The following is a 16,005-nucleotide window of genomic DNA, read 5'->3' as shown; positions in this document are numbered from 1 at the left end:
ACATGTTCGCTTCAGCTACTGCTTCGAGTACCGCCAGGACCGATCGATCGGCTGGCGCTGCTGCGACCGATACTGCCGATGTGCCCTATCTGTTGGAAATCATCAACGTCAGCAAAAGCTTCCCCGGCGTGTTGGCCCTGTCCAATGTGCAACTGCGTGTGCGCCCCGGTTCGGTGTTGGCGTTGATGGGCGAGAACGGAGCCGGTAAATCCACCTTGATGAAGATCATCGCCGGGATCTACCAGCCCGACGACGGCGAGCTGCGCCTGCGTGGCAACCCCGTCAGTTTCGACACACCGCTGGCCGCGTTGCAGGCCGGGATCGCGATGATCCATCAGGAACTCAACTTGATGCCGCACATGAGCATCGCCGAAAACATCTGGATCGGCCGTGAGCAGCTCAATGGCCTGCGCATGATCGATCACCGGGAGATGTTCCGCTGTACCGCCGTATTGCTAGAGCGTTTGCGCATCAACCTCGATCCGGAGGAGTTGGTGGGCAACCTGAGCATCGCCGAGAGGCAGATGGTGGAGATCGCCAAGGCGGTGTCCTACGACTCCGACATTCTGATAATGGACGAGCCGACGTCGGCTATTACCGACAAGGAAGTCGCCCACCTGTTCTCGATCATTGCCGACCTCAAGGCGCAGGGTAAGGGCATCATCTATATCACCCATAAAATGAACGAGGTCTTCAGCATTGCCGATGAAGTGGCGGTGTTTCGCGATGGCGCCTATATCGGCCTGCAGCGTGCTGACAGCATGGATGGTGACAGCCTGATTTCCATGATGGTCGGTCGTGAACTGACCCAGTTGTTTCCGGTACGTGAAAAACCGATTGGCGACCTGCTGATGTCAGTGCGCGATCTGCGTCTGGATGGGGTATTCCAGGGTGTTTCGTTTGATCTGCACGCGGGCGAAATTATGGGAATCGCCGGGCTGATGGGGTCCGGGCGGACCAATATCGCAGAAACCATTTTTGGTATTACCCCCAGTGACGGTGGTGATATTCAGCTTGACGGGGTCAGCGTACGTATCAGTGATCCGCACCTGGCCATCGAAAAAGGCTTCGGCCTGTTGACCGAGGATCGCAAGCTCAGCGGCCTGTTCCCCTGTCTGTCAGTGCTGGAAAACATGGAAATGGCGGTGTTGCCGCACTATGCCGGCGGGGGGTTTATCCAGCAAAAAGCCCTGCGCATCTTGTGCGAAGACATGTGCAAGAAACTGCGGGTGAAAACTCCGTCGCTGGAGCAGTGCATCGACACCTTATCGGGTGGCAACCAGCAAAAGGCCCTGCTTGCACGCTGGCTGATGACCAATCCACGGGTGCTGATCCTTGATGAGCCGACCCGTGGCATCGATGTCGGCGCCAAGGTGGAGATCTATCGATTGATTTCCTATCTGGCCAGCGAAGGCATGGCGGTGATCATGATTTCCTCGGAGTTGCCCGAAGTTCTGGGTATGAGTGACCGGGTCATGGTCATGCATGAGGGCGAGATGATGGGCGTACTCGACCGCAGCGAGGCGACCCAGGAGCGAGTGATGCACCTCGCCTCTGGCCATTCTGTTCACTAGCGGGCCGGTCAGCACACAGCAGAACATGAGGATTAACCGCAATGAACGCGATTCTGGACAATAAACCCACCGTAGCGGCGGTCAAATCGAAGCGGCGCTTGCCCACCGAATTGAGCATTTTTCTGGTGCTGATCGGTATCGGCCTGGTCTTTGAGGTGTTTGGCTGGATCGTTCGCGATCAGAGTTTTCTCTTTAACTCTCAGCGTCTGGTGTTGATGATCCTGCAAGTGTCGATCATTGGCTTGCTGGCCATCGGCGTGACTCAGGTCATCATTACCACTGGTATCGATTTGTCCTCGGGTTCGGTTCTGGCGCTGTCGGCAATGATCGCCGCCAGTCTGGCGCAAACCTCGGACTTTGCCCGAGCCGTGTTTCCATCGCTCACCGATTTGCCGGTGTGGATCCCGGTGATAGCGGGTCTGGGGGTGGGGCTGCTGGCTGGGGCGATCAACGGCAGTATCATTGCCCTCAGCGGGATTCCGCCGTTCATTGCGACCCTGGGCATGATGGTGTCGGCTCGCGGTGTGGCGCGCTTCTACACGTCAGGCCAGCCGGTGAGCATGCTGTCAGATCCGTACACCTCCATCGGTCAGGGGGCGATGCCGGTCATCATTTTCCTGGTAGTCGCGGTGATTTTCCACATCGCCCTGCGCTATACCAAATACGGCAAATATACCTACGCTATCGGCGGCAACATGCAGGCGGCGCGAACGTCGGGGATCAACGTCAAACGGCACTTGATCATCGTCTACAGCATCGCGGGCTTGTTGGCCGGGCTGGCGGGGGTGGTGGCTTCGGCGCGTGCGGCAACGGGGCAGGCCGGTATGGGCATGTCTTACGAGCTGGACGCAATCGCTGCTGCGGTGATCGGCGGCACCAGCCTGGCCGGTGGCGTGGGGCGCATCACCGGGACCGTGATCGGTGCCTTGATCCTGGGGGTCATGGCCAGCGGATTCACGTTCGTCGGCGTCGACGCTTACATCCAGGACATCATCAAGGGAATGATCATCGTGGTCGCCGTGGTGATCGACCAATACCGCAACAAACGCAAAATAAAGCGCTGAGTCAGTACTGGCGAACGGGGCGCAGTGGTGTGTCAGGTACAGTGCTTTCGCCGACGAACGGGCCCTTCTGGGCCCTTTTCTGTTGCCTTACGCGACTAGTTGAGCAAATCCGCGTCAATTATGTTGCTGAGTCAACACGCCGGCCTTAGACTGCCGCCCCTCATAAATTGAGTGTCAGGTGGCCCTTGGAGACGATGGCGCTTTTTCGGCAACGCTGAACCGCTCCTTAATTCGCCTTAATGCACGTATTTTTTATAGAGAAATCAATGACAAAGGACAAGTTGCTGGCGATGCCGGCCGATGACTACATGAATGCCGAGCAGCATGCTTTCTTCGTCGAGCTGCTGCAAGGCATGAAAGTCGAGATCCACGCGCGAATCGAGCAGAGTCGTATTGCTATCGAAAGCCTGGACACGCCTTCCGATCCTGCTGATGCGGCGTCGGTCGAAGAAGAGCGTCACTGGTTGGTCAACGTGATCGATCGTGATCAGCGCATGCTTCCGCAGCTGGAAATGGCCCTTGAACGAATTGGCAACGACAGCTTTGGCTGGTGCGAAGACAGCGGCGAGGCGATTGGCCTCAAGCGCCTGCTGATTAGCCCTACCACTAAGTACTGCATCGAAGCTCAAGAACGTCACGAGCAAATCGACAAGCACCAACGTCAGGCCTGATCGATTCTGGCGTTTGCTTTATAGGGGCATTCAAATGCCCCGGTAGAGTTGCGCCTGTTGTTCTATCCGTCTGAGCACGTCTTCATCCGTTCAATATTACCTGTCGATCTAGCACTAACGACTCATGGCTAATGGTTGTTGTCTGGCGTTTAATGCAGACAAATAACGATAAGTACAGGTGGGTGATAAGCATGGCTGGAGACGGATTTCTCGTAGGGACGCTTGCGTCGCAGGCTCAGTCCCCTGAACTGACCCCCCTCAAAAAAACACGCTGGCTCGCACCGTTATTGCAGAGTCTGGCGCTGTGCCTGTTGTTGCTGGCGATGGCCTTCAGCGGTTTGTCGGTCTACGTGTGCTTGCCAGTGGCAGTATTACTGATCTGGCTGCCGCGCTTGCTGACCCGTGAGCCTACTTCGGTCGTGGCTCAGAACAGCGGCACTGATATCGCCCAATTGACCCGCGACTTGTCCCGCACCACCAGCCATAACGCGCTCTCTGCGGCAGGCGTGGCCTTTTCCGTACGCCAGTTGGCGGCCAGGATTCAGTCGCAGCTCGATGCCGCTGAGCAGATCGTCAGCAGCGCCGATGTGATGATCACTACCGAGCAGGCGACCTCCCAGCTCAGCCAGCAAGCGCTCACGGCGGCCAGCGAGGCCAGACAGAGCAGTGATGCCGGGCGCACCGTACTGGCGGAATCCATCACCCGCATGCACCAACTGAGCAAACGTGCCATTGGCAGCCGTGAACTGATTGAAGCCCTCAGCCAGCGCAGCGAAGAAATTCAGCGTGTCACTCTGGTTATTCAGTCGATTGCCAGTCAGACCAACCTGCTGGCGCTCAATGCTGCCATCGAAGCTGCCCGTGCCGGCGAGCACGGGCGTGGCTTTGCCGTGGTCGCTGACGAGGTGCGCGGTCTGGCCGGTCGCACCGCCAGTGCCACCGAGGAAGTCGGGCAGATGGTGGCTGATATTCAGCAGCGCACCGGACAAGTGGTGGAGCAAATCCGACAGCTGTCCACTGATCTGGACAGCGGCGTGGAGCAGGTCGAACACACCGGCAAGCATTTGGAAAACATCGCTCGCCTGGCGGCCGGGGTAGAAGCGCAAGTCAACGGGATTGCTGCGGGTGCACAGAACAATCAGGAGCAGCTGAGCGGTTTGTTTACCGCGGTCGAGCAAATGCGCAGTGATTTGGCGATCAGTGATGAGCAGACTCGACAACTGGCCAGCGCCGCGGTGCAGATGGAGGGGCAGGCAGAGAGCATCAGTGAGCGCCTGGCCCAGGTAGGGCTGGACGATTATCACCAGCGTATCTATGACCTTGCCCGCGAAGGTGCCCGCCAGATTTCTGCGCAATTCGAAGCGGATATCGAGCAGAACCGCATCAGCCTCGAGGACCTGTTCGATCGCAGTTATCAATTGATTCCCAAGACGTCGCCGAGCAAGTTCCAGACGCGATTTGATCGTTACACCGATCAGGTGCTGCCGTCGATCCTGGAGCCGATCTTGCCGAGCCATGAGGGCCTGGTCTTCGCCATTGCCTGTACGCAGCAAGGCTACGTGCCGACGCATAACAAGGTCTTCAGTCAGCCGTTGACCGGCGACATCAAGCTCGACACGGTGCAGAACCGCACCAAGCGCAAGTTCGATGACCGCACGGGTATTCGTTGTGGCAGCCATCAACAGCCGGTACTGCTGCAAACTTACACCCGCGATACCGGCGAACTGATGCACGACCTGTCAGTGCCGATCATGGTCAAGGGGCGCCATTGGGGTGGCCTGCGCCTGGGCTACAAACCCGAAGGTCTACCGCAACCCAAACGCGGGTAAAACCTTTCCGAGTACTCCGGCGATTCCACCTCCCAAAGGCCAGGAATCGCCTTCGAAATACGTCTGCCGTTGATGACGGGTCTTTGATGGTTTCATTCAAGTGAATGCAGTCGTTTATGTCGCTTAATGGGCTCTATTAGTCTTCGTTGTAAGACTTATTAGTTAATAGACTCTCTAACTTCTCTGTGGTGTGTGGGACGATTCTGAAATCGTCCTGAGTGCCTTGACGTCTGTGTATGGCTGAGCAAGCTGTTTTAAATCAGAAGTATTTATTGATTTAAGCAGGCTGGCTTCCAGTTGTGCCATACAGGGCGAAAATACCATGAGCGGGATAGAGACAACCCAGCAGGCTGCGGCCAGCGCTGCCCCGGAAATGCACCGTGTTACGCTGCGTATCGGTCTATTTTTCGACGGGACAGGCAACAATCGGGTCAATAGCTACATCGCGGCTCGTTGCCGTGCGCAGGTCGTGATAAATAACTCACACATTAGAGAGTGCGCGGGGCGCCATACCCAGCCTGCCAGTAGTTACAGCAATGATTTAAGTAATGTGGCCAGGTTGTATGAACTGTATTGTCAGCAGTTCAAGGTAAGCGCGACGAAGAATGGAGGGGCTGCGTGCTGGCCGATTTATATAAGCGGTATCGGCACAACGTCCGGTAAGTGCGATTCAGTATGGGCGGGCCAAAGTTTCGGGCGTGGCAGCACGGGTGTCATCGCCAAGGTTGCCAAGGGCGTTAAAAAGCTTGGTGCCGTCCTTGACGCTTTCAAGGCCGAGAACCCAGGGTGCGTTATCGATGGGCTGGAACTCGATCTTTTCGGCTTCAGTCGCGGTGCCGCAGCCGCCCGGCACTTTGCCAATGAAGTATTGAAGCAGGCAAAAGGCGCCCTTGGCCCCTTACTCGATCAGAGGCAAATCCCATGGAGTGAAGATTTCGCCTGGCATAACGCAAGCGTGAAATTGAAAGTGATCGGCTTGTTCGACACCGTCGCGGCCATAGGTAGTATCGAAGATTGGGGTAATGTGCGGGACGCCGCGAACCGTGGGGTCAATCTCTACCTGCCTCCCGGGTCGGCACAGCAGGTGTTGCACCTGGTCGCCGGCGACGAGTTGCGGCGTAACTTCGCCTTGAACAGCGTTGCCCCGGATTGGTCGAAGGAGGTCGTGGTGCCTGGGGCGCACTCGGACGTTGGCGGTGGCTATCATCCGCAGGTGCGGGAAAAGCTATTTCTGACCCGGCCGCGCCGAAGCATCGTAAGCCTCGATACGCACTGCCACGCCAGCGGTGCCTGGCTGGAAAGCGATTTGGATCTGCAGGCGATTGATGCCAGTCAATGGCTCGATCCTCTGGATGTAGGCGCTTCGTTGCGCGTCGAGTGTTGTGAAAGCTATCCCGGCGCAGGCAGTAACAAGGTCGGCGTTAAAACGATCCTGGCCGCTGTGAGTCTGGAACGTCGCGTATTCGGTCATCTTTCCAGGGTCTATTTACGCGTGATGCACGCGCTGGCCTGTGCCGAAGGGGTGCCTCTGGGGCCGATACCTGACACCCCCGAGTTGAGGCTTGTACCCGAGTTGCAAGTGGTTGCGCAAAAGCTGATTGCCTACGCCAAGGGCGGCCCCGACACGCTCGATGAAAGTGAACGGCGCATGTTGCGTCAGCGCTATATCCATCGCTCCGCTCACTGGAACGCCGCAGTCGGTAGTGGTGGCAGTCTGAGTGGCGCTGTTTTCGTCCATGCACCACAGCCTGGCGGGCGTGTTCATCACCCCCACGTCAGTCAGCCCGGTTATCCCCGATGAGGTATCAGCGAGGGCGCTGGGCGAAGGGTCCGTGCTGGGATTTTGTTACCGGTTATGTAACGAAGCTATGCGGGCGATAGCTTTTTCCCGGCGGGGCAAGTCTCTATGATGGCGACATCGTTAGGTTGCTTGTTAAATCCGGGGAGAATGCTCATGCACAGCAAAGTCGATGTCGCCGTGATGATAGGTACAGGGGTTCCGCCTTCAATGCGTGCTCAGGGGCGTCGCGTTTGTTGGGTGGTGCTGCTCAATGGGGAGCGGCGCGGAACCGCTTTTTCCTCCCGCAGCGAAGCAGAAGAGTGCCGCGCGGCATGGGCCGCTCAATTGTCGATAGCGGCCTGATCATGGTGTGGATGCGGTATGGGTGCTACTTGGTCAAATGCAGCCGCTCATTGAGTTCATCTACAACGAGCGACCATTCGGCGTCTTCGCGCAATTCTTCTTTCAGGAATCGCGCCTGTTGCGGTGTCCAGAATTCGGCCTCGGAGAGCTTGATGTTTTCTGGCAGAAAGTGGCTGGAGACGAATGCATCGATACTGGCCGGGTCGGACTCAAGGCCCAGTTGTTCGAAGAGGGTGGCCAGCGTAGGCGTAGTCAATTCCATGTGATCTCCTTGACGGGAAAAACCCGTGCAGTGGTGGAAGCCGTTAATAAAGCGGTGGCAACGTATCTGAGGCCCGCGCTCGGCAAGAGTTCGACGGGATAAGCGGGCAGTGACAGATTCTTTTTACACTCGATCCTGAGCGCCGATGGCCAGCAAAGGTAACCGGCGAGTACTGGCCCTCCCGACTGCAGTGAGCTAGAGGCTCAAAGCACCCGCATCGACCGCTTCTTTCAAGGCTTTGGCAGCGTCTTTTGCGGCAGTCGCAGCAACATCTGCTGTTTTAAACCACCGGTCTTTTTCGACTTGGTGGTAGCTGATTGCGTTTTTTGCTTCTTTGGCGCGCATCACGATTACAGCCTGGAACTCGCCGTCGACTTCTTTGGCTTCGCCCCAGATGAAGAACTCGCCAATATCAAATTCAATCACTATTACCTTCCCATGGATGACGAGTGACTACGCTACGGCACGCAGGCGTATCGTCTGTTTTTTTTGATGTTGGCGAGTATGGCAGTTGTTGAGGTGGACAGGCGGGGTTTAGTTCTCACGATGACGAATGACAGGTTATCGGGAGTCGGACGTTAACGAGTGGATTTCTGCTCTCCGCGTCGTCGCCGGACGAAAGGTATATACCCTGTAGGGGGGGCTAACCGGTAGAATCGTATTTTTATTCCTGAATACGTTGCCTGCTATTCTCTGGCAACCGAAAGCGCGATTTCCTGCAAGGCTGGACGCCCAGGTGGCGAGACGCCGAGTCGGTTATCCATTAATATTCTGTGCCGGGTTGTTGGCAGACGCCTGGGCTCCAAGTTGACAATCTTTCTCGAAACGTCAGGGAGACTGGATCAAGGTCAGTCAATATTTTTTGTGCGACGAACAGGGGCGGAAAATAGCTATATCCAACCCGTTTTGTGTGGTGCTCGAACGTTGTCGGGCAAGATAATTTTCAAGTTAGAGGACTCGTCATTGGCAGTAAGTAATCTGGATATGCACGCATTATTCGTGCTTGGCGATCTTCGTGCCAAGCTAGTCAAGCAATTCCAATCCCGTTTTGTCTATGTCACCGAGCAAACCGCCGAAGGCATCTACATCGCTGAAATTGATACCGAAACCGCGTTGGTGGTAGACGACAAGCAGCGTCTGGAACTCAAAGTAGGCGATCACTTTCGTGCGGCAGTATTGCCCAGCCGTGAAGGCGGTAAGTTAGAACTGAAGTTTCGAGATATCAAGTTGACCGTCTATGGTCTGGGTGATTACGCCTACGTTAATACGCCTGATGGCCACGGTATTGTGTTCAAGGAAGGCCGTGCCGTGGTTACGGTCTTTGCCGCCAACGAGCAGTTGCAAGGTACGTTGAGCAAGACCCTGAAAGCCGTTACCGGCAAAGCCGCGAAATGGCGCAAGGGTGAGCTGACATTCAAGGCCAGTGAATAATACGAGAACAAGACGCTGCGTTTTGCTCGCGAATGAACGAGTGTGCACCGTATAAGGCAACCCCTCGAAGCCGGGCTCCGTCGAAAAGGAACCTCTGCGCCGATCTGCTGACAGAGTATTTTGAAACCATGGGAACCGAATACGTCATCACGGGCGACGCTGAGCGCGGTATCAAGCCGATGGCGCCCTAGCTGCGTAGTGTGTCGGATTTGCCTCGGTACAAAGATGTGTTCAAAGCCCCCGAGTTACCGGGCAAAGGGCGAATTTTGAACAGCCCAATGGGTTGGACTTCTGGCGTGGTCAACGGCTAGAAGCTCAAGGCGTATGGGCTCGAGAAAAGCTATGTGAATTTTCAAAGCGGGTCGGGCGCAGCACGGGATGCCGAAATCTCCTCGTCCATGAAACGAGTCCGGCCGGTATTGTTCTATTACTGGTCGCCGACGCCGCTGTTGGGATGCTACAAATTGATTCAACTTCAGGAGCCGGCCTTTGATGCATCCGCTTGGGAAACCCTGACCGATGCGAAAAATCTCAATCCGCAGCCAACGTTCTTCGGTCTACGCTGAGCATCGGGGTTTCCAGACCGTTTAAGCGGCACTATCCGCAACCGGTAGCGTTCTTCGAGAAGGTTGATCTGCCAATGGGTCCGCTGAACAAGGCGTTGGCGGACATGAGCGAAAAACACCTGGCCCCACGGGATGTTACCCAAGTGTTCCTCAAGGAACACCCGGATGTCTGGAAGGCCTGGCTGCCCGAAGACATTGCGACCAAGGTCAGCGCCAGCTTGAAATGAGGCGGCATAGCTGAAATGCCGCCCATCAGTTACCGCCCGGATCACCTTCGTTGCGATCGCCACTGACCTCTGGCGGTACGTCATCCCCCGCCATGCGTTTGCGGAACAGTCCGGTGCGGGCCAGCAACAGGGTCGTGACCGGCACAGTGATAGACAGCAGTACCGGGATCAACCAGGCGTGAATCACCGGTTCGGATTTCAGCGCCGAAAAATAGATGATCGACGCCAGCGCTACACACCATGCGCCCAAGGTGGACGCTAGTGCGGGTGGGTGCATGCGCTGAAAGAAATCTTTCATGCGCAGCAGACCGAGAGCGCCGGTCAGGGCGAACAGGCTGCTGGCGACTAATAGCGCCGCAGTGATGATCTCGACCCAGAATGGCAGCACGCTGAGCGAATTCACTCGATCACCTCGCCGCGCAGCAGGAACTTCGCCAGCGCGAAGGAGGCGACGAAGCCGAACAGCGCAATCAACAGCGCGGCCTCGAAGTACATGTCGCTGGCGTAGCGGATGCCCAGCACCAGCATCATCAACATGGCAATGATATACAGGTAGTCCAGAGCGAGGACCCGATCCTGCGCGGACGGGCCCTTGAACAGCCGAATAAAGGTCAGCACCATCGCCATCACAAAGATGAACAGGCTGAGCAAGATGGCGTTGGAGAGCAGGGCACTCATTGGAAAATCTCCATCAGCGGGCGTTCGTAACAGTGCTTGAAGTGTGCGATGAACTGCGCCTCATCGTTCAGATCGAACGCATGCATCAGCAACACGCTACGGTCCAGGGCCAGTTCGGACCACACCGTGCCCGGAATGACCGTGGTGATCATCGACAGGACGGCCAGGCCATTGGCGTCACGCAGCTCAAGCGGTACTTTGACGAACGCTGAGCGGGGTGGTCGCCGTTTAGCGTTCCACACCGTCCAGCTCACGGCAATGTTCGATGACACCACGTCGCATCCCACCCGCAGGAACAATTTCAGCATCACGCCAGGCCTGCGAGTCCGTACCGGCAGAGGGCGCAACGGCTTCATCAGCAAGGGGGCGACAACCCCAAGCAATGCGCCGAGCAACAGATTGCCGGGGCTGAGAGACAGGTTCAGTACCAGCCAGAGCAACCAGAGCGCCAGCGATAGCAACGGGGCAGGGAACAGGCGCTTCATGGCTGCACCTGCTGGGCAGCAGCCGTGGTCGGGCCGGGCAGTGGGCGGGTGGCCATGACTGACAGCACGTATTGCTGCGGATCATGCAGGGCCGCCGCAGTGTCCTGGGTGTAGCGCAGCAGCGGCTCGGCTTTGAACGTGAGCGCAATGCACAAACCCAACAGGATCAGGATGGGCAGGCACTCATTGCGGCGCAGCTTAGGCGAAGGTCGCTCCCTCGGAGCCCAGAAACGCTGAATGCCGACGCGAGAAAAGGCGATCAGCGAGGCCAGTCCGGAGAAGATCAACAGGCTGATCAGGACCCAACTGGCACCTGAAATCGATTCGTCCTTGGCCACATCCAGCCCGAGTGGATTGAGCAAAGCGCTGAGCAACGTCAGCTTGCCAATAAAGCCGGACAGAGGCGGCATGCCAATGATCAATAGGGCGCAAGCGATGAAGCTCAGCCCAAGGAAGGCCATGGTCCTCGGGATCACCTGACCCACCACGGCTTTCTGTTCCTCGTCGAGGTTTATACCCGGCAGTGGCTGCAACGATTCCAGCGGACGAGGCCGCTCCGCGTCTTCAAATAGGGGGATTTCGTTCTCTGAGCGCGAGCGCTCTATCAGTTCGGCCAGCAGAAACAGGGCGCTGAGAGTCAGGGTCGAGCTGACCAGATAGAACAGTGCGCCAGCGGTCAGGCTGGGTTGGGCAAAGCCGATGGCCGACAGCAGGATACCTGCCGACACCAGAATGCTCAGACTGCCCAAGCGTTCCAGGCGTTGCGCGGCCAGAATCGTTACGGCTGCCGTGAAAATCGTCGCCATGCCGCCGTAGATCAGCCAGTCGCCGCCAAAAAAAGCTGAGGCGCCTGCTTGCCCCGAGAATAGCAGGGTCCAGAGCCGCAACAGGGTATAGACACCGACTTTGGTCATGATCGCGAACATCGCTGCCACAGGGGCGCTGGCTGCCGAGTAGGCCGGCACCAGCCAGAAATTCAGCGGCCACATGCCTGCCTTGGCGAGGAACGCCGTGGCAAGAATCGCGGCGCCAGCATGCAACAGGCCGCGATCGGATTCGGGCACTAACGGGATCTTTATTGCCAGATCGGCCATATTCAAGGTGCCGGTCACGCCATAAATCAGTGCCGCTCCAATCAGGAACAACGACGAGGCCACCAGGTTGATGGTGATGTAATGCAGGCCCGCTGAGACCCGTGCGCGTCCCGAACCGTGGAGCATCAGGCCATAAGACGCGGCCAACAGCACTTCGAAGAATACGAACAGGTTGAACAGGTCAGCGGTCAGGAAGGCCCCGTAAAGGCCCAACAGCTGGATCTGGAACAAGGCGTGAAAGCTGGCGCCGGCCCGGTCCCAGCGGGCCAGGGCGAAGAGCAGCGCACAGACACCGATGATCCCGGTCAGCACCAGCATCAGCGCGGAAAGATGATCGACCACCAGCACGATGCCAAAGGGCGCTTCCCAGTTACCCGGCAGGTATACGCCGATAGAGCCCGTGGTACCTGCCTGCTGGACCCATATCAATAAACTGATCGAGATCGCCAGCCCAAGTAAGGTGGAGAGCAGGTTGATTCGGGCTTTCAACGGACGATGCTTTTCGCCGAGCATCAACATCAGGGCGGCGGTCAGCAGGGGGAGCAGAATGGGGGCGACGATCAGTTGATTCATCAACGTCATTCTTTAGGCTCCCGACCATCCACATGGTCGGTGCCGGTCAGGCCCCGCGAGGCCAGTAGCAGTACCAGAAACAGAGCGGTCATGGCGAAGCTGATGACAATCGCCGTCAAGACCAGGGCTTGCGGCAGGGGGTCGGTGTAATTGAGCAAGTCTTGCGGCACTCCGTCCTTGATGATCGGTTCCTTGCCAATAAACAGGCTGCCCATGCTGAAGATGAACAGGTTGACCCCGTAGGACAGCAAGCACAGCCCCATCACCACTTGAAAGGTTCGAGGTCGCAGGATCAGCCAGACGCCCGAGGCAACCAGTACACCGATGGCGATTGCGATGACTTCTTCCATCAGACGGCTCCTTGCGTTGCTATGGGCTTGGGCAGCGAGGTCGGACGATGGCTTCGCACCGATTGGTGAGCTAAAGCAGTGAGGATCAGCAGCGTCGAGCCGACCACCACGGCGTACACGCCGATATCGAAGAACAGCGCACTGGCGAAGTGGATATCGCCCAGCAGCGGCAACTGCAGGTGCGCGGTATGGGTGGTCATGAACGGGTAGCCGAGTGCCATCGAACCCAGCCCGGTGAACATCGCAAACAACATTCCGATGCCCATCCAGCGCAGTGGACGCAGGCTCATTTGCGCTTCGACCCACTGCGTTCCCGCCACCATGTATTGAAGAATGAAGGCCACGGACATCACCAGCCCAGCGACGAATCCGCCGCCTGGCAGATTATGCCCGCGCATGAACAGATACATTGAAATCACCAAGGCAATCGGCAACAGCAAGCGTACCAACACCGCTGGCACCATCATGAAGCCCAGTGCGGTGTCACTGGCGCTGCGCGGATTAACCAGGTCGGTGACCACGTCACGCGCCAGCAAGCGTTGCTGAGCGGGCAGCGGAATGCTTTCTTTAGGGGGGCGGAAGCGCCTCAGTAGCGCAAATATCGTCAGGGCGATGGCCGCCAATACAGTGATTTCGCCCAAGGTATCGAAGCCACGGAAGTCCACCAGCATCACGTTCACCACGTTGCTGCCGCCGCCTTGAGGGAGGGCGCGGCTGAGATAGAACGAGGAAATCGTATTGGGCGTTGGCCGAGTCAGCATCGCATAAGACAGCAGCGCCATGCCGCCACCGACCATCACCGCCAGTAGCAAGTCACGCAGACGACGTGCCCGAGCCTGGCTGAGGGTGCTCGGCAGTGGCGCGACGTTTTCGTTGCGTCGTGGCAGCCAGCGCAGGCCCAGCAGAATCAGCACGGTGGTGACCACCTCCACCACCAACTGGGTCAGAGCCAGGTCCGGGGCAGAGAACCAGACGAAGGTGATGCAGATCATCAATCCGCAGACGCTGACCATGGTCAGTGCCGCGAGACGGTGATATTTGGCCTGCCACGCGGCGCCGAGTGCGCAGGCAATCGCAATCAGCCACAGCGTTACGAACACCGCTGAGCCTGGAATCTTTGGTCTATCACCCCAGGTCAGGCCACTGTGGTAGAGCGGAATCAGTCCGCCAACGAATGCGACCAGGACCAGCAGAAATAGCTGGGCCTGCAGGCGGCGGGTGCTGATCTTTCGCGCGAAACGCCGTGCGCAACGCACCATCAATACCAGGCTGCGCTCGAACAGATGCTTGCCATTGAGGCGGGAGACCAGGGGCGCACCGGTAAATCGCTCCTGTTTGAACGCCGGGCGCAACAACAGGTACAGCACGATTCCGCCGACCATGGCCAGCAGGCTCATGATCATTGGCGTATTCCAGCCATGCCAGATCGCCAGGTTGTATTCGGGCAGCGTGCCCCCCACGACCGGCCGTGCTGCAGTGGCCAACAGCGGGCCCACGGACTGTGCGGGGAAGATGCCGACGATCAGGCAGACCAGCACCAGTAGCTCCACCGGTGCGCGCATCCAGCGTGGCGGTTCGTGAGGTGCATGGGGCAGGTCGGTGGCTTTCGGACCGAAAAATACATCCACGGTAAAGCGCAGCGCATAGACGACGCTGAAGCTCCCGGCAATGGTCGCGATGACAGGCAGAGCCATCTCGACCCACGCGGTAGAAGAGATGAACACGGTCTCGGCGAAGAACATTTCCTTGGAAAGAAAGCCGTTCAGCAGCGGAATCCCGGCCATTGACGCACTGGCGACCATGGCCAGGGTGGCGGTATACGGCATCATCTTGATCAGGCCGCTGAGCCGCCGAATATCGCGGGTACCGCTTTCATGGTCGATGATCCCGGCGGCCATGAACAGCGAGGCCTTGAAGGTGGCGTGATTGAGAATATGGAACACCGCCGCCACGGCGGCCAATGGACTGTTCAGGCCAAGTAGCAGGGTGATCAGCCCCAGATGGCTGATGGTCGAATAGGCCAGCAGGCCCTTGAGGTCGGTCTGGAAAATCGCTGTGTAGGCACCCAACAGCAACGTGCAGGCGCCGGCCCCGCCGACGATCCAGAACCATTCTTCAGTGCCCGACAATACCGGCCAGAAACGCGCCAGTAAAAATACCCCGGCCTTGACCATGGTCGCTGAGTGCAGGTAGGCCGAAACCGGGGTTGGGGCGGCCATGGCGTGGGGCAGCCAGAAGTGAAAAGGGAACTGCGCGCTCTTGCTCAAGGCGCCAATCAGTATCAACGGCAGCAACACCGGGTACAGGGCGTGGGCGCGAATTACGTCACCCGCCGCCAGTACCTTGTCCAGGTCGTAACTGCCGACCACATGGCCGAGCAGCATGACCCCCACCAATAAGGCGAGGCCGCCAGCTCCGGTGACCACCAGCGCCATGTAGGCGCCTCGGCGGGCATCGGCGCGATGGTGCCAGTAGCCGATTAGCAAGAAGGAGAAAAGACTGGTCAGCTCCCAGAAAAATACGATCTGGATCAGATTGCCGGAGATCACCAGGCCCAGCATGGCACCCATGAACGCTAGGAAAAAGGCGAAAAAGCGCGGTACCGGGTCGTCGGGTGACATGTAATAACGTGCATACAAGGACACCAGCGCACCGATGCCCAACACCAGCATGGAAAACAACCAGGCAAAACCATCCATTCGCAGAACGAAATTCAGGCCCAGGCTTGGTAACCAGAAGAATTCCTGGCGAATCACACCGCCGTCAGCGATCTGCGGGTACCACAGGGCGACCTGGATCGCGCCTATCAGACTCACCAGACCTGCGAGGATGGACTCGGTATTACGCGCGTTGTGCGGCAAAAGGGCCGCGAGACAGCTGCCGATAAAAGGCAAAAGCAGTAGAACTATCAGGGACATAGGTTTCTAATCTGCTGGGAATTATCTGGAATCATACGTGTCAGGTCCCAGATCACCAACTCGCAAGCTGTGGCAGAATCCTACAAAGGCTAAAGGCAAGGGTAGTTGGGGGCCCGGTTTTACGAGGGATTTATTGTGAC

Annotated in this window: 15 protein-coding genes and 1 pseudogene; 8 read left to right on the top strand and 8 right to left on the bottom strand. The window is 57.7% G+C overall.

The features are described 5' to 3' along the window. The first annotated feature begins 2 nt into the window (after positions 1-2). The 6 genes from RGU44_RS11190 (at position 3) to RGU44_RS11165 (ending at position 7,281) form a co-directional block, all read left to right on the top strand. Entirely contained in the window at positions 3-1,574 is a 1,572-nt protein-coding gene (locus RGU44_RS11190) for a sugar ABC transporter ATP-binding protein (protein ID WP_322217130.1), read from the top strand. A 41-nt stretch (positions 1,575-1,615) separates the two neighbouring features. After that, the gene (locus RGU44_RS11185; RefSeq protein ID WP_322178337.1) at positions 1,616-2,638 is read left to right on the top strand and encodes an ABC transporter permease; all 1,023 of its coding nucleotides are present in this window, start codon (positions 1,616-1,618) and stop codon (positions 2,636-2,638) included. Between the two features lie 266 nt (positions 2,639-2,904). After that, positions 2,905-3,309 (top strand): TraR/DksA family transcriptional regulator, encoded by a 405-nt coding sequence (locus RGU44_RS11180; protein ID WP_219061387.1) that lies wholly within the window; start codon positions 2,905-2,907, stop codon positions 3,307-3,309. A gap of 131 nt (positions 3,310-3,440) precedes the next feature. Then, positions 3,441-5,138, top strand: coding sequence for a methyl-accepting chemotaxis protein (locus tag RGU44_RS11175; protein ID WP_407074571.1), 1,698 nt, complete (start codon positions 3,441-3,443; stop codon positions 5,136-5,138). 322 nt (positions 5,139-5,460) lie between these two features. Continuing rightward, on the top strand, positions 5,461-6,939 hold the full coding sequence (locus tag RGU44_RS11170) for a DUF2235 domain-containing protein (RefSeq protein WP_322217127.1): 1,479 nt from the start codon (positions 5,461-5,463) through the stop codon (positions 6,937-6,939). A 153-nt stretch (positions 6,940-7,092) separates the two neighbouring features. After that, complete coding sequence (locus RGU44_RS11165) at positions 7,093-7,281, top strand: hypothetical protein (protein ID WP_322178340.1); 189 nt, start codon at positions 7,093-7,095, stop codon at positions 7,279-7,281. A 25-nt stretch (positions 7,282-7,306) separates the two neighbouring features. On the opposite strand, the gene RGU44_RS11160 is transcribed toward RGU44_RS11165, so the two are convergent. Beyond that, positions 7,307-7,543 (bottom strand): DUF2789 domain-containing protein, encoded by a 237-nt coding sequence (locus tag RGU44_RS11160; RefSeq protein WP_322178341.1) that lies wholly within the window; start codon positions 7,541-7,543, stop codon positions 7,307-7,309. A gap of 195 nt (positions 7,544-7,738) precedes the next feature. Beyond that, positions 7,739-7,969, bottom strand: a complete 231-nt coding sequence (locus RGU44_RS11155) for a hypothetical protein (RefSeq protein WP_322178342.1) — start codon at positions 7,967-7,969, stop codon at positions 7,739-7,741. A gap of 537 nt (positions 7,970-8,506) precedes the next feature. Here RGU44_RS11155 and RGU44_RS11150 point away from each other — a divergent pair. Together RGU44_RS11150 and RGU44_RS11145 are read left to right on the top strand one after the other, a co-directional pair. Further along, a complete protein-coding gene (locus RGU44_RS11150) occupies positions 8,507-8,974 on the top strand; it encodes a hypothetical protein (protein WP_322178343.1) in 468 nt (155 codons plus the stop codon). 137 nt (positions 8,975-9,111) lie between these two features. Continuing rightward, positions 9,112-9,767, top strand: a pseudogene (locus RGU44_RS11145) (glycine betaine ABC transporter substrate-binding protein); the annotation flags it as partial. Positions 9,768-9,792: 25 nt separating this feature from the next. Here RGU44_RS11145 and RGU44_RS11140 read toward each other — a convergent pair. From RGU44_RS11140 to RGU44_RS11115, 6 genes are read right to left on the bottom strand one after another with little or no spacing between them, the layout of a single operon-like run. Continuing rightward, positions 9,793-10,170 (bottom strand): Na+/H+ antiporter subunit G, encoded by a 378-nt coding sequence (locus tag RGU44_RS11140; RefSeq protein WP_322178344.1) that lies wholly within the window; start codon positions 10,168-10,170, stop codon positions 9,793-9,795. Further along, the gene (locus RGU44_RS11135; protein WP_322178345.1) at positions 10,167-10,445 is read right to left on the bottom strand and encodes a K+/H+ antiporter subunit F; all 279 of its coding nucleotides are present in this window, start codon (positions 10,443-10,445) and stop codon (positions 10,167-10,169) included. The genes RGU44_RS11140 and RGU44_RS11135 overlap by 4 nt, the downstream gene beginning before the upstream one ends. Beyond that, positions 10,442-10,930, bottom strand: a complete 489-nt coding sequence (locus RGU44_RS11130; RefSeq protein WP_322217125.1) for a Na+/H+ antiporter subunit E — start codon at positions 10,928-10,930, stop codon at positions 10,442-10,444. The genes RGU44_RS11135 and RGU44_RS11130 overlap by 4 nt, the downstream gene beginning before the upstream one ends. Beyond that, entirely contained in the window at positions 10,927-12,606 is a 1,680-nt protein-coding gene (locus tag RGU44_RS11125; RefSeq protein WP_322217123.1) for a monovalent cation/H+ antiporter subunit D, read from the bottom strand. The genes RGU44_RS11130 and RGU44_RS11125 overlap by 4 nt, the downstream gene beginning before the upstream one ends. Further along, positions 12,603-12,947: a Na+/H+ antiporter subunit C gene (locus RGU44_RS11120; protein WP_219061377.1), complete on the bottom strand. Its 345-nt coding sequence runs from the start codon at positions 12,945-12,947 to the stop codon at positions 12,603-12,605. The genes RGU44_RS11125 and RGU44_RS11120 overlap by 4 nt, the downstream gene beginning before the upstream one ends. Next, on the bottom strand, positions 12,947-15,865 hold the full coding sequence (locus RGU44_RS11115) for a monovalent cation/H+ antiporter subunit A (RefSeq protein ID WP_322217121.1): 2,919 nt from the start codon (positions 15,863-15,865) through the stop codon (positions 12,947-12,949). Before RGU44_RS11115 ends, RGU44_RS11120 begins: the two co-directional genes overlap by 1 nt. Between the last annotated feature and the right edge of the window lie 140 nt (positions 15,866-16,005).

This window comes from Pseudomonas sp. 5C2 (genome assembly GCF_034314155.1).
Classification (GTDB): domain Bacteria; phylum Pseudomonadota; class Gammaproteobacteria; order Pseudomonadales; family Pseudomonadaceae; genus Aquipseudomonas.
This window is presented reverse-complemented; position numbering and strand designations above follow the sequence as displayed.